The following is a 14,442-nucleotide window of genomic DNA, read 5'->3' as shown; positions in this document are numbered from 1 at the left end:
CATTACCTCACTAATACACACTTGGATAGGGAAGCGCACGCTGGCGACTGCCGGCGCCCGTCCATATGGCAATATGAGTGCTCACACGGCGCAATTGTCAGGCCTGCCCCCCATGCAGGCAACACCTGACCGATGGGTCAACCCCTTCGACTGCCCCGCATGAGGCTTCAGCAACGCGTGCCGAATGCCGAAAACGACAACGCCGGGCCACGATGCCCGGCGCTGAAAATCCTGCCTGTCACTGCTCACCACCCGCGTTGCGGCTTGCGGCCTCGCCAGCGGTGCTGCCCCTGAGCAACGCCTCCAGCGAGGGCTGGCCCTGCGTGGCATCCTGGCGCGTGAACGACTGCAGCGCCTGCTGGCTGAGGCTGTCGCTCAACGCACGCCCTTCTCGCTGGGCGCTTTCGATCAGACCGCTGGCCTGCTGCTTGAGCCGGTTGCCGCTGGTGGAATCCGGCAGCGACACGCTCTGGCCCCAGTCACCGCCCGTATCCCATTCACGATAGCGAGCCAACGACCAGTCGCGCAGCTGCTCAAGCGTCGGCCGCAACTGGGCGGCCTGCCAGTCGGCGCTGTCACGCAGGGGCGTCAGCCCCACCACGGCGGTGATCAGCACCAGTATGACCGCCGCGCGCAAGGCGCCGAACACACCGCCGAGCAGACGATTGAAGCCGCCCATGCCGACCGCATGAATCAAGCGTTCCAGCAGGCGCAACATCAGCCCCCAGATCAGTACGCTCACGATCACCACCAGCACGAAGCCGACCGCGGTGCGGATGCCCGGCGAGACGATCATCTCTTCGAGCAGGCCACCCACCTCGGCGCCGAACTGGCGTGCCGCGACCAGTGCCACCAGCCAGCCCGCCAGGCCCAGGGCCTCGCTGAGCAGACCCCGCATCAGCCCCAGCAGTACCGAGATACCGATCAGGCCCAGACATAGCCAATCGATCCAGACCAGCTCGTTCACTCACCCTCCTTGCGTCGTACCAGCAGGCCCTTGATATTGACCTGCTGCTGCAAGCGCGAGCGTGCGGACTCACCGATCTCGGAAGACTTGTACGGGCCGACGAAGACAACGGTCAACTTGCTGCCACGCGGGATCCGGTATGCCGCGAAACCCTTGCCCTGCAGCTCCTTCTGGAGACGCTCGGCATTGGCCGGGTCACCGAAGCTGCCGACCTGCACGGCCCAGCCACCGGCGGAAGACGACGGCGCATTCGAGGCAACCGCAGGCTTCGGTTCAGGCTTGGGCGCGGGCTTGGCAGCGGGTTCCGGTTCCGGTTCCGGTTCCGGTTTCGGTTTCGGTTCCGGCTTTGGCTTTGACTGCGGCTCGCTGCTGGCCACAGAGCGGGTCGGCGACAATTGCTCGGCCTCGGCGACACGGCCTTGGGACTCGGAACCGTTGTCACTGCCAGCACCCGGGTCACTGTCACGCACCTTGCCGTTGCTGTCGACGAAGGTGATCGGCACATCCGTGCCGATCTTCAGCTCGCTGGGCGGCTGCGGCTCATCGACGTTGGAGCGATCGATATCCACCGGCTTGCCAAGCGTCATCACCGGACTCGGGCGCTCATCACGGGCCGGCGGCTCATCGAAGAGCATCGGGATGAAGATCACCCCCAACGCCAGCAGGATGACCGCACCGCTGATTCGCTCGCGTTTGCCATATTTCATTGTGACATCTCCCTTGCACCCGAAATCCCGGACCCGCCGCCGGCCTGCATCAGGCCTGGGCGCCGAGCCACATCAATGCTTCACCGACCGTGAAGAAGGAACCACAGACCAATACTTCTCCAGCGCTCGTCTCGCGTGCCAACCATTCGGCTGCAGCGGTGACCGTCTCGCACTCTGCCAGCACCTCACCACCACAGTGGCGGACCACGGCGGCAAGCTCACTGGCCTGGCGGCTACGCTCGCCATCCAGGGTGGCGACGACGAAGCCGTCCACCACCGGTGCCAGCGCCTGAATCACGCCAGCGGCATCCTTGTCGCCCAGCATGGCGAGCAACGCCCGCCGCGGCCGAGTGGCAGGATCCCGCGCGCAACGCAGGTCATGAGCGGCAAGACGACTGGCCAGATAACTCGCGGCATGCGGGTTATGGCCGACATCCAGACACCAGTCACGCCCGTGACGGCTCAGCCATTGCATGCGCCCCTTGAGCTTGACTCTCGCCATGGCCTGCTGCACGCATTCGGCGTTGAGCTCGATACCGGCCTCGACCAGCGCATTCAGCGCACTGGCCGCATTGTCCCGCGGCAAGCCCGGGTCTGGCAGCGCATCGAACGTCAGTGCCGGCGCTGACAGGCGCTGCCATTGCCATTGCGAGGTAGCCGAATGGTCCGTGCTGCCATCCACACTGCCATTCACACTGCCATTCACACTGCCATTCACACTGCCATTCACAAGATCAGCCGCGACCTGCCAGCGAAAGTCCTGCCATAGCACCTGCGGCGTGACACCCAGCGAGCGAGCATGTTCCGCGCAACTGGACGGCAGCACATCCGAGCCGAACACGGCCGGCTTGCCGGCGCGCAGAATCCCGGCCTTCTCGAAGCCGATGTTCTCGAGGTCGGTGCCAAGAAACGCGGCATGATCCTGTGCGACCGTGATGATCATCGCGACATCACAATCGATGATGTTGACTGCGTCCAGACGCCCACCCAGGCCAACTTCCAGAATCGCGAGCTGCGGCTGCTGCTGAGCGATCAGCCATAGCCCGGCCAACGTGCCGGCCTCGAAGTAGGTCAGGCTGATCACGCCCTCGTCATCCACCGGCTCACCACTGGCCGACAGCCCGGAGTGGCGCGCGGAATCGACCTGCTCGAAGGCCGTGACCAATGCCGCATCACTGACGTCGTGACCATTGAAGCTCAGACGCTCGTTGTAATGCAGCAGGTGCGGAGAGGTATAGGTGGCGGTGCTCAGCCCGTGGGCACGCCCCAGCGCCTCGAGCATGGCAACCGTCGAGCCCTTGCCGTTGGTGCCCGCCACGGTAATGATGCGGCCACCGAGCCGACGCGCACCCGCCCCGACCAGACCGAGGCGCCTGGCCACGCACAGCACTCGGGCAAGGCCCATATCGATACTGACGGGGTGCTGATGCTCGAGACGCGTCAGCCACTCATCCAGCGAGAGGCCACGCGGCACGGCATCATGCAGGGGGGAAAGCTGCCACGAAGCGGCATTCAGCGGAGGGAGTGAGGAAGACTGCAGCACCTCATCGGTGCTGCAGCTTGCCGGGGCGGAGCCCTGCTCAGCCATCGCGACGTTCGCCTTGCGGCTTCTCGCTGGTGAAGGTCTCGTCGAGCACGCTGTCCACGGCGGAGCGCGGCTCGGCCGGTGCTTCGACAGTCGCATCCGCCTCGACGGATTCTTCTTCGACGACCGCATCCGCGACCGGCAGATTGGCGGCGTTGACCGGCATGCCCTGCAGCTTGAGCAGGATGCTGGACAGGCGCTCACGCATCTCGCGGCGGTGGATGATCATGTCGACGGCGCCATGCTCGAGCAGGAACTCGGAGCGCTGGAAGCCTTCCGGCAGCTTCTCACGCACGGTCTGCTCGATGACACGCGGACCGGCAAAGCCGATCAGGGCGTTCGGCTCGGCGACATTCAGGTCACCCAGCATCGCCAGCGACGCAGAGACGCCACCGAAGACCGGATCGGTCAGCACGCTGATGTACGGCACGCCAGCCTGCTTGAGCTTTTCAAGCGCCGCGGAGGTCTTGGCCATCTGCATCAGGGAGAACAAGGCTTCCTGCATGCGAGCACCACCGGAGGCGGCGAAGCAGACCAGCGGGATGTTCTCGGCCAGCGCAAGCTCTGCTGCACGCACGAACTTCTCGCCGACGATGGCACCCATGGAGCCACCCATGAAGCTGAACTCGAAGGCCACGGCCACGACCGGCTGACCGGAGAGCGCACCGCGCATGGCGACCAGCGCATCCTTCTCGGAGGTCTGCTTCTGGGCAGCACTCAGGCGATCCTTGTACTTCTTGGAGTCGCGGAACTTGAGGCGATCGACCGGCTCGAGATCCGCCGCGATTTCCTCGCGGCCTTCGCTGTCGAGGAACCAGGACAGACGCGCACGCGCAGTGAGACGCAGGTGGTGGTCACACTTCGGGCAGACGTTGTCGTGCTTGGTCAGCTCCGGAAGGTACAGGACTGCTTCGCACTTGGGGCATTTACGCCACAGGCCGTCAGGAATGGAGGTACGCCGATCCTTGCGTTGGATACGGCTCATTGACGGCACAATCTTGTCAAGCCAGCTCATGGTGGGGAGGCTTCCGTTTTGCTGCTGTTCTGGGCACCGCTCGACGACTGTCGGCGGCCATGCGAGTTGGCACATATTCCAGGGCGTTCACGCCCCCGGCAATATGGCGGGCAGCTACCATCACAGGGCAGTGCCAATGGAAAAGACCGTGCAACCCATTGGTCGTACGGCCACTTTTCCGAATTCTGGGGGTCATTGTAGCGGCTTCGCCCCCCTTGCGGGTAGTGCGAGATGCCAATTGAGCGTTGCGGCCCTCGCCGCTTGGGACGAAAGCAGTGCAAGGGCCACAACGCGTGCCGGCAAATCAGCGCTGCTGGCGGACTGCCTGACAGAATGCCTGCATGCGCTCGGCACTCTTCTCGCCGGGCGCGGCTTCCACACCGCCGGAGACATCGACCGCGTAAGGGGCGACCTGCGCCACCGCCGCGGCGACATTGCCTGACTCGAGACCACCGGCCAGGATGACCGGCAGCGGCAGATCGGCCGGGATGCGCGACCAGTCGAAGGTCTCGCCGGTGCCACCGGGCACGCCGGGACGATAGGCATCCAGCAACAGGCCACGCGCGTCATGGTAGCGCGCCGCCTGCGCGGCGAGATCGATCCCGTCACGCATGCGCAACGCCTTGATATAGGGCCGCCCTGCCGCCCGGCACTGCTCCGGCGTCTCATTGCCATGCAACTGAAGCAGATCGAGATGTGGCGCCGCCGCGGCAATCTCTTCGGCGCTGGCATCCACGAACAGGCCGACCCGCGTCACGAAGGCCGGCACGCACGCGGCAAGCTCGGCCAGCCGCGCCACATCCACCGCACGCTTGCTGCCCGGCCACAGCACGAAGCCCAGCGCATCGGCCCCTGCTGCCACGGCGTCGCGGATATCCTGCTCTCGCGTCAAACCACAGATCTTGATCCGGGTACGCTGGCTCGCTCGAGCGCTCATCTCGGTCATGGGATCACTCCGTTCAACGTGAGGATTCATTCTGGGTGGCAGTCGTCAGCGTGTCATCCTCGGCGCCTGCCGCAGGAACGCCTGCCGCAGGATCGCCTGCCGCAGGAATCGCTTGTTCATGCTCGCGACTGAGGCGCTCGGCTTCACGGGCCACGTTGCCCAGCCGGATGGCCTCCTGCTCACTGAGCTTGCCTGCCGCGCGCGCCTCTTCGGCACCCTCGGCCTCGGCACGCGCCATGCGTGAGCGCACCATCGGGCAGTCCGGCAACGGGCGCTCGCCCGTCCACTCGCCAAGATGTGCGACCAGACCAGGGCCCAGGGGTTCCTTGGGCAGCGCATAGCGCGGCGGATAGATGACATCGACGAAGTGAAGCCCTGTCGCCGCTGCCGTCGCGCTCGAGCGCGTGCGATCTCCTCCGCGCATCAGCTCGACGATCCACTCGACAGGCTTCTCGCCACGCCCGATGGCCATCAAGGTGCCCGCGATATTGCGCACCATGTGATGCAGGAAGGCATTGGCCTGGATATCGATCATGACGATATGGCCATGGCGACTGACTTCAATGAAGTGCACGTGGCGGCGCGGCGAGCGCGACTGACAGCCTGCGGCGCGGAACGCCGAGAAATCCAGCTCACCTACCAGATGCGCCGCCGCGGCCTGCATGTCGGCGACATTGAGCGGCTCGCGACACCAGGTGACATTGTTGCGCTCCATCACCGGCCGAAACGGCTGGTTGATGATCATGTAGCGATAGCGACGGGCGATGGCGCTGAAACGCGCGTGGAAATCATCGGGCACCGGCACGGCCCAATGAATCCCGATATCGGGGGGAAGGTTGACGTTACCGCCCATGCGCCAGGCCTTGCGACTGCGGCCCACGGGGGTATCGAAATGCACGACCTGACGCACGGCATGCACACCGGAATCGGTGCGGCCACTGCAATGCACGGTAATCGGCGTGGAGGCGACCTTGGACAAGGCCTTCTCGAGCGCTTCCTGCACGGAGGGGGCGTGGCTCAGACGCTGCCAGCCACAATAGCGGGTGCCATCATATTCAACGCCCAGAGCAATGCGCCCCGGGCGTTTCTCGTTATCATCCAACGGTGTAAAAAAGGGCATCAGGTCAGACCAAAGCGCTCCATCAACGCCAGCGCCTCTTCACGGACCATGTCATCACTGGCAGTAGCGAGCGGCTCAAGCAGCGCAGCCGCCTGATCATCATCGCCATCCACCAACAACTGACGGGCTTCCTCGAGCTGTTGGAATGCCACGGTATCCTGGGCGCCAGCCCCAAACCCTGCCGACTCGACAGAGGGATAGGCATTATCCTGATCCCCAGACTCGAACGCCACTTCCTCGACCTCGAATTCCGAGATATCACGCCGCGGCACGTCCACCTCTTCCAGCGTCATGCTATCCAGTGACGGCAGCTCGTCCATGCCATCGACAGCGGCTGATGGCTTGCTGGACGCCTGATACGGCTTCCGGCTCGCAGCGCTGCCTTCACTTGCGGCGCCGTTCTCAATCGCGGAGTGGTCATCCAGCTCTTCACGCAGCGAGGTAAACTCGACGGACTCGCCCTTGAGCGCGCTATCCGCCGCCTTGGATGCCTCGGTATCAGCGCCCTTCTCACCATCAGCGTGACCAGCATCCCCCAGCGTCAATTCCGGCGCCTGGTAATCGATCACGTTGTCGCTGTTGAAGTGGCTCTCACGCACGGGCGCCTTCTCGAGGTCCTCGCCCTTGAGGCCCGGTTCGAACGCGACGCCTTGATCGGGAGCATGCTCGACCAGCGGTTCGCTCACGCCGTCACTGGCATGCGGTTCGCTGTCAGACAGCGCGCCGGCATCTTCCTGGTCATCAAGGGAGGCGTCAGAGCCCGTGGCGGATGCATCTGCCGGGCCATGAGCCGCATCATCGGTCTTGTCGCGACCTTCAAGCGGCGCGCGAGGCGCTGCCGCCTGCTGACTTGCCACTCCTGACAGATAGGAGACCTTGCGCCCCACCTGACTCGCACCGCCGCCTGCGACAGCACGCAGCGCACTGCTTGAGACACTGTAGCGATCCAGCAGCGCCTGAGCCTCGAAACGCTCTTCCTCATTGCCGGCCGCCAGCACCTGCTCACCTTCATGATGCAGGGCTTCGGCGTTGCCAAGCTCGCCATGGACTCCCATCAGCTTGAGGCGCAGGTCCTGGCGTGCGGGATCTTCCACCAGACCGGCTTCCAGCAGGGCCTGGGCCTGATCGAAGCGGCCGTAGGCGATGAAGATGTCCGCCTCGCTGATCGCAGCCGCTTCCGGCTGGGAGAGCGGCTCGAGGCTACCGGAACCCCGGCGCGCCGCCACGTTGGCATCTTCAGACGCGGATGACTTGTGACCCGCGGCGGCAGCGGCAGTCGAGGCCGCAAAGGTATCCGGGAAGACGCGTGGCTTGTCCTGGTCGGGCTCTTCATTGCCGCGGACCGCATCGGCAAAGCTCATGTTCTCATCCCCCCCGGAACCGGAGCGGCGACGCAACAGCAGCAGCAACAGAAGCAGCAATGCCCCGGCCGCCCCGCCGACGATGGCCAGGTTGTCCTGCACCCACTGCCAGGTCGCCTGGGGCCACGGCTGCTTGGGCAACACCAGATTGCCCTCGCCGTCGCGCGGCTGACCGAGGTCCACCCCGGCGGCGATCAGGCTTTCCGGCAACGCCAACGGCGAGATGCCGCTGTTGACGAGCAGACGATTCTGTTTGGCGAGCAGCACCTTGGCCGTCTCGAGCTGTTCGGTACGCTCTGCCAGCGACGCTCGCAGCTCACCGACTTCGTTGCGCAGGGAGGCCACTTCACTGCGCAGGTCATCACGCTCCTGCTCCAGCTGATCGAGGCGCTGCTGATTGGTCAGCAGCTGATCTTCCAGCGACTCGAGGCGATCGGACAGTTCATCGATCGCCTGCTGACTACCCGCGGAGATCTGACCACTGGCTGCTGCCGCCTTGGGCTTGCTGCCGTCTTCATCCAGCAGCGTCAGACGCGGCTTGCCATCGGCACCCGCGCTGGCGGGCCCGCTCGGTGCGGCTGTGGCCGCAGGCGCAGCACTGGCGGAAGGCTCGTTCGATGTGCTGGCCGCAGCGGTTTTCTTGCTGGCGGGAGCCGGCACGGTCTTGCCCTGCGCGCCCGCGACCCACTGCTGATACTGCTGACGCACTTCCTTGTCGGCCTCGGTACGCGAACGTCCCAACATGGTGCTGCGGTCCGGCACGCTCAGCACCACTCCCGCACGCAGCTTGTTGATGTTGCCGCCCGGGAAGGCCCTGGGGTTGGCTTCCTGAATCGCCAGCATCGCCTGACGGATGCTGACACTGGCATCCGGACGCACGCGACGCGCGATCGTCCACAGCGAATCACCGTTGCGCACCTTGATGCTGGACGGCGGTGTGCTGGATGACGCACTGCGCGAGGCAGCCTGGCTGGGCTGGGCATTGTCGCGGAACACCACGGAACGCGTCGGCGAGGAATCGTTGGTGGCCAGCGGGCGCGAGCGCGCGCCGGCAGGTGTCACCAATGACGGCTGACTCGAATAGCCCGCCGGATCGAACAACAGGGTCACCTGACGCTGCAGCTTGCCATTGGGCCATTCGACATCCAGCAGCAGGTCCACATAGGGCTCACGTACCGCGCCATTGGTGGACAGCTGGAGGTAGTAGCGCCCACCCTGCTGCTTGACGGCAACCTTGATGTCATCGCTGACATAGCTGCGATCGACGCCCGCTCGCGTAAAGGCGGCAGAATCGGCAACGCCGGCCTTGATGAGGCTGGCATCGAGGCCCGAGGTATCCGTGAGGCCGATGCGCGCGTCCAGTGGCTGATTCAGATTCGAGCGCAACCGCGGCGATTCCATGCCGACTGCCAAGGCCTGAGCACTGTAGACGGCGAACGACACCGCCAGTGCGAGAGGAAGCTTGCGTCCCATTGAGTGTCCCTTCGTATGCGGCCGAATCATTGCCCGGCCTGCGCATTATGTTACGTATACTTACACAAGATACCAGAGAGTCCGTCCCAAGAGTGCGGGAAGCCATTGGCAAAGTGGAAAAAGTTTCAACGATAGAGTGACGGCCCACGATCGATAAAGGCCGCAGAGGCGTCATATCGCGAGTGACCAGCTCGACGATATCCCCTTTACGATACCCGTAAAAAACACCTCCCTGCCATCATGCATCAAAAGCGCCAGTCAAAATCGCAAAAAATGCGCAGGAAAGACTGAGATATCTGGTACTCGCCGTGACATCAGTGACCTATCTCTTACCTGAAATCACCGACCTTCCATGACGTAACGTGCAAAAGAGAAACGCCCTCGACTCCAGAGAGCCGAGGGCGCTTTCAGGTCAGGCTCGCAATGAACCCGACGACATGCTGCTACACAGTGCGATCAGGCTGCGCGATGTTCACGCAGGATGGTCAGCATGCGCTTGAGCGGCTCCGCGGCCCCCCACAGCAGCTGGTCACCGACACTGAAGGCGGACAGGTATTCGCCACCCATCGCCAGCTTGCGCAGACGGCCGACCGGCACGGTCAGGGTGCCGGTCGCAGCGGCCGGCGTCAGGTGCTTGAGGCTGTCTTCCTTGGTGTTGGCGACGACCTTGACCCAGTCATTGTGCTTGGCCAGGCGGTCTTCGATCTCGTCCAGCGGCACGTCCTGCTTGAGCTTGACGGTGAAGGCCTGGGAGTGGGAACGCATCGCACCGATACGCACGCACAGCCCGTCGATCATGATCGGGTTGCCCTGACTGTCGAGAATCTTGTTGGCCTCGACACCGGCCTTCCACTCCTCGCGGGTCTGACCGGATTCCATCGCGGAATCGATCCACGGCAGCAGCGAGCCGGCCAGCGGCGCACCGAACTGCTGGGTCGCGAAGTCATGGCCGCGCATGGTGGCGGTCACCTTGCGGTCGATGTCGAGGATGGCACTGGCCGGGTCCGCAAGCTCGGAGGCCACGCTGCCATTGAGCTGGCCCATCTGGGTCAGCAGCTCACGCATGTGGCGCGCACCGCTGCCGGACGCCGCCTGGTAGCTCATGGAGGTCATCCACTCGACCATGCCGGCCTCGAACAGGCCACCCAGGCCCATCAGCATCAGGCTGACGGTGCAGTTGCCGCCGACGAAGGTGTTGGCACCGGCGCCGATCTTCTGGTCGATCACATGACGGTTGACCGGGTCCAGCACCAGCACGGCGTCCTTGTCCATGCGCAGGGTGGAGGCCGCATCGATCCAGTCGCCCTTCCAGCCGGCTTCACGCAGCGGGCCGAACACCTGCTTGGTGTAGTCGCCGCCCTGACAGGTGACGATGACATCCAGCGCCTTCAGCTCATTGATGTCATTGGCATCCTTGAGCGCCGGCACCGGCGTGCCCACGTCAGGACCGGCCTGACCGACCTGGGAGGTGGAGAAGAATACCGGCTCGATACCGGCGAAATCGTTGTCATCACGCATGCGTTGCATCAGCACGGAACCGACCATGCCACGCCAACCGACAAATCCGACTTTCAACATGCTTGTTCTCCTTGTTCATGCACGGCCGGGAGCATGGAAGACACCACCGCTCCCGACACAGGAATGACCCGCAGCGAGCACAGGCAACTCACACGAGGCGAGCCTTGCCCAAAGCTCCAGCCGCAGGTCCTGACATGAGAACCCGGCGACGCACGCCGAGCTCCCCCATGATCATCGCGAGAACGCCGCTGGCTGGCGGCGTTCACGCGGGTCTTGCCTTACGCCTGGGCCTTGAAGGCGGCCAGCACGGCATCGCCCATCTCGGAGGTGGAGACCTTGCGCGTCCCGGCGTAGGCGATGTCGGCAGTGCGCAGCCCTTCATCCAGCACCACGCCGACCGCCTTCTCGATGCGCTCGGCCCAGGCGGCTTCGTTGAGCGAGTAGCGCAGCATCATGGCCACCGACAGGATGGTCGCCAGCGGGTTGGCGATGCCCTGACCCGCGATGTCCGGCGCGCTGCCGTGGCACGGCTCATACATGCCCTGACCACCCGCATTCAGCGAGGCGGACGGCAGCATGCCGATGGAGCCGGTCAACATGGCGGCCTCATCCGACAGGATGTCGCCGAACATGTTGCCGGTGACCACCACGTCGAACTGCTTCGGAGCACGCACCAGCTGCATGGCGGCATTGTCGACGTACATGTGCGACAGCTCGACATCCGGGTAGTCGGCGGAGATGCGCTCCATCACGTCACGCCACAGCATGGTGACTTCCAGCACGTTGGCCTTGTCGACGCTGCACAGCTTCTTGTTGCGCTTCTGCGCCATCTCGAAGGCGGTGCGACCGATGCGCTCGATCTCGGACTCGGAGTAGACGTAGGTGTTGTAACCGACCTGCTGGCCATCACGCGTCTCGATGCCACGCGGCTGACCGAAGTAGATGCCACCGGTCAGCTCACGCACGATCATGATGTCCAGACCGGACACCACTTCCGGCTTGAGGCTGGAGGCCTCGGCCAGCTGCGGGTAGAGAATCGCCGGACGCAGATTGGCGAACAGCTCAAGCTCCTTGCGCAGCCCCAGCAGGCCGCGTTCCGGACGCAGCGAGATGTCCTCGAGCTTGTCCCACTGCGGGCCGCCGACTGCGCCGAGCAGGATGGCGTCCGCCGCCTTGGCCGCCTCCAGCGTTTCCGCCGGCAGCGGGTGGCCGGCCGCGTCATACCCTGCACCACCGACCTTGCCTTCGCTCAGCGTGATGTCCAGACCTTCGCTGCGGGCGGCTTCAAGGATCTTCACGGCTTCGGCAGTGATTTCCGGGCCAATGCCATCACCGGGCAGAATCAGGATATTGCGGCTCATCTGGAACTCTCCTTGGGCCGGAAGTCTTCCGGCGAGACCGACGGTTCACCGTCGGTGCTGAGACTGGGCTCGCCGCCATTCTGGACGGCGAGCCATGACGAATATGTTGCGATGTCAGGCGCTGACTGACGCGACGCTGGCCAGATCAGGCCGTCTTGCCGTCGCGGAACAGCCACGGACGCTCGGTGCGAAGACGCTTCTCGAAGCTGTCGATGGCGTCCTGGTCCTTGAGGGTCAGACCGATATCGTCCAGGCCTTCCATCAGGCAATGCTTGCGGAAGCTGTCGACCTCGAAGGGAATCGACTCACCGGACGGCGTGATGACCGCCTGTGCCTCGAGGTCGATATCCAGACGATATCCTTCCACCGCCTCGGCTTCCTTGAACAGACGGTCCACCGTGTCCTCGTCGAGGGTAATCAACAACAGACCGTTCTTGAACGAGTTGTTGTAGAAGATATCGGCGAAGCTCGGCGCGATGACCACGCGGAAGCCGAAGTCGGTCAGTGCCCAGGGCGCGTGTTCCCGCGAGGAACCACAACCGAAGTTGCGACGCGCCAGCAATACGCTGGCACCCGCGTAACGCGGCTGGTTGAGCACGAAATCCGGATTCAGCGGACGCTTGCTGATGTCCTGACCGATATAGCCCTCATCGAGATAACGCAGCTCATCGAAGAGGTTCGGCCCGAAGCCGGTACGCTTGATCGACTTCAGAAACTGCTTCGGGATGATCAGGTCGGTATCGACGTTGGCGCGATCAAGCGGTGCCACGAGGCCCTGCTGGCGAATGAACTTTTCCATGTCGGGCCTCCTCAGGCGACTTGAGTGTTGTTGGTAGGGATGGGGGCAAAGTCACGAACATCAACGAAGTGACCCGCAATCGCGGCAGCGGCGGCCATGGCCGGGCTGACGAGGTGCGTACGCCCACCGAAGCCCTGACGGCCTTCGAAGTTGCGGTTGGAGGTGGACGCGCAATGCTCACCGGCGCCCAGCTTGTCGGCGTTCATCGCCAGACACATGGAGCAGCCCGGCTCACGCCATTCAAAGCCCGCCGCGAGGAAGATCTCGTGCAGCCCTTCCGCTTCCGCCTGCGCCTTCACCAGGCCAGACCCCGGCACCACCATCGCCTGCTTGAGGCTCTTGGCGACCGTGCGGCCTTCGGCCACGCGCGCCGCTTCACGCAAATCCTCGATACGTGAGTTGGTGCAGGAACCGATGAACACGCGGTCCAGCTTGATGTCGGTGATCTTCTGCTGAGCGCTGAGGCCCATGTACTCGAGCGCACGGGTGATGCCACGCGCTTCGGTGTCATCGCTGGCCGCGGCCGGGTCCGGCACCACGCCATTGACGCTGGTGACCTGCTCCGGGCTGGTGCCCCAGGTGACCTGCGGCGCGATGTCTTCGGCCTTGAGCACCACGACCTTGTCGAATTCGGCGTCCGCATCGGAGACCAGATTGCGCCAGTCGGCGACGGCCGCTTCCCACTGCTGGGCGTTCGGCGCATAGGGGCGCTCGTAGAGATAGTCGATGGTGATGTCATCGACACCGACCAGACCGACCCGCGCACCGGCTTCGATCGCCATGTTGCAGATGGTCATGCGGCCTTCCATGGAGATGTCCTGGATGGCAGAGCCGCCGAATTCGATGGCGTAGCCGGTACCGCCGGCGGTGCCGATCTCACCGATGATGGCGAGCACGACATCCTTGGCGGTGACGCCAGTGCCGAGACGACCATCGACGCGCACCAGCATGTTCTTCATCTTGCGCTGGATCAGGCACTGGGTGGCGAGCACGTGCTCGACCTCGGAGGTGCCGATCCCGTGGGCCAGTGCCGCGAAGGCACCGTGGGTCGCGGTGTGGGAATCGCCACACACCACGGTCATGCCCGGCAGAGTTGCGCCCTGCTCCGGCCCGACCACGTGCACGATGCCCTGACGCGCATCATTGATGGTGAACTGCTCGATGTTGAAGCTGTTGCAGTTGTCGTCGAGGGTCTGCACCTGGATGCGTGAGGTCTCGTCCTCGATGCCCGCGATACCGGCAGCACGCTCCTTGAGAGACGTCGGCACGTTGTGGTCCGGCGTTGCCAGGTTGGCATCCAGACGCCACGGCTTGCGACCGGCCAGACGCAGCCCTTCGAATGCCTGCGGCGACGTGACTTCGTGCAGCAGGTGACGGTCGATGTAGATGAGTGCAGTACCGTCTTCGCGTTGCTTGACCAGGTGCTGATCCCACAACTTGTCATAAAGGGTCTGGCTAGCCATGTCGTGTCTCCTCGTGGCGCCTTACGGTAAGAGCGCGCTTGCTGCCTCGGGGCTCGTAACGGCCCCTTGATGAGGGTGTGTCGTCCAGTGTTGATGGCGGGGCGGTCGTGCGAGCCCGTGGATAGTG

At 64.2% G+C, this 14,442-nt stretch carries 11 protein-coding genes; all 11 read right to left on the bottom strand.

Features of this window, described 5'->3' with window-relative positions:
- Positions 1–238: 238 nt before the first annotated feature.
- The 11 genes from CLAM6_RS05220 to leuC all read right to left on the bottom strand — a co-directional run bounded on the left by CLAM6_RS05220 (position 239) and on the right by leuC (position 14,315).
- Positions 239–967, bottom strand: a complete 729-nt coding sequence (locus tag CLAM6_RS05220) for a CvpA family protein (RefSeq protein ID WP_153635331.1) — start codon at positions 965–967, stop codon at positions 239–241.
- Complete coding sequence (locus CLAM6_RS05215) at positions 964–1,674, bottom strand: SPOR domain-containing protein (protein ID WP_153635330.1); 711 nt, start codon at positions 1,672–1,674, stop codon at positions 964–966. The genes CLAM6_RS05220 and CLAM6_RS05215 overlap by 4 nt, the downstream gene beginning before the upstream one ends.
- Before the next feature lie 49 nt (positions 1,675–1,723).
- Positions 1,724–3,262, bottom strand: a complete 1,539-nt coding sequence (locus CLAM6_RS05210; RefSeq protein ID WP_153635329.1) for a bifunctional folylpolyglutamate synthase/dihydrofolate synthase — start codon at positions 3,260–3,262, stop codon at positions 1,724–1,726.
- Positions 3,255–4,274, bottom strand: a complete 1,020-nt coding sequence (gene accD / locus CLAM6_RS05205) for an acetyl-CoA carboxylase, carboxyltransferase subunit beta (protein WP_043336910.1) — start codon at positions 4,272–4,274, stop codon at positions 3,255–3,257. The genes CLAM6_RS05210 and accD overlap by 8 nt, the downstream gene beginning before the upstream one ends.
- A 304-nt stretch (positions 4,275–4,578) precedes the next feature.
- Positions 4,579–5,211, bottom strand: coding sequence for a phosphoribosylanthranilate isomerase (locus CLAM6_RS05200; RefSeq protein WP_153636798.1), 633 nt, complete (start codon positions 5,209–5,211; stop codon positions 4,579–4,581).
- Positions 5,212–5,233: 22 nt separating this feature from the next.
- Positions 5,234–6,340, bottom strand: coding sequence for a tRNA pseudouridine(38-40) synthase TruA (truA, locus tag CLAM6_RS05195; protein WP_153635328.1), 1,107 nt, complete (start codon positions 6,338–6,340; stop codon positions 5,234–5,236).
- Entirely contained in the window at positions 6,340–9,174 is a 2,835-nt protein-coding gene (locus CLAM6_RS05190) for a type IV pilus assembly protein FimV (protein WP_172978627.1), read from the bottom strand. Before CLAM6_RS05190 ends, truA begins: the two co-directional genes overlap by 1 nt.
- A 456-nt stretch (positions 9,175–9,630) precedes the next feature.
- Complete coding sequence (gene asd, locus CLAM6_RS05185; protein ID WP_153635326.1) at positions 9,631–10,752, bottom strand: aspartate-semialdehyde dehydrogenase; 1,122 nt, start codon at positions 10,750–10,752, stop codon at positions 9,631–9,633.
- 218 nt (positions 10,753–10,970) lie between these two features.
- The gene (leuB, locus tag CLAM6_RS05180; RefSeq protein ID WP_043335563.1) at positions 10,971–12,053 is read right to left on the bottom strand and encodes a 3-isopropylmalate dehydrogenase; all 1,083 of its coding nucleotides are present in this window, start codon (positions 12,051–12,053) and stop codon (positions 10,971–10,973) included.
- A 145-nt stretch (positions 12,054–12,198) separates the two neighbouring features.
- On the bottom strand, positions 12,199–12,852 hold the full coding sequence (leuD, locus tag CLAM6_RS05175; RefSeq protein WP_153635325.1) for a 3-isopropylmalate dehydratase small subunit: 654 nt from the start codon (positions 12,850–12,852) through the stop codon (positions 12,199–12,201).
- 11 nt (positions 12,853–12,863) lie between these two features.
- Positions 12,864–14,315: a 3-isopropylmalate dehydratase large subunit gene (gene leuC, locus CLAM6_RS05170; protein ID WP_043335560.1), complete on the bottom strand. Its 1,452-nt coding sequence runs from the start codon at positions 14,313–14,315 to the stop codon at positions 12,864–12,866.
- Between the last annotated feature and the right edge of the window lie 127 nt (positions 14,316–14,442).

It is taken from the genome of Cobetia sp. AM6 (assembly GCF_009617955.1).
Taxonomy (GTDB): domain Bacteria; phylum Pseudomonadota; class Gammaproteobacteria; order Pseudomonadales; family Halomonadaceae; genus Cobetia; species Cobetia amphilecti.
The sequence above is the reverse complement of the archived record's forward strand: the minus strand, read 5'-3'. Positions and strand labels throughout refer to the sequence as shown.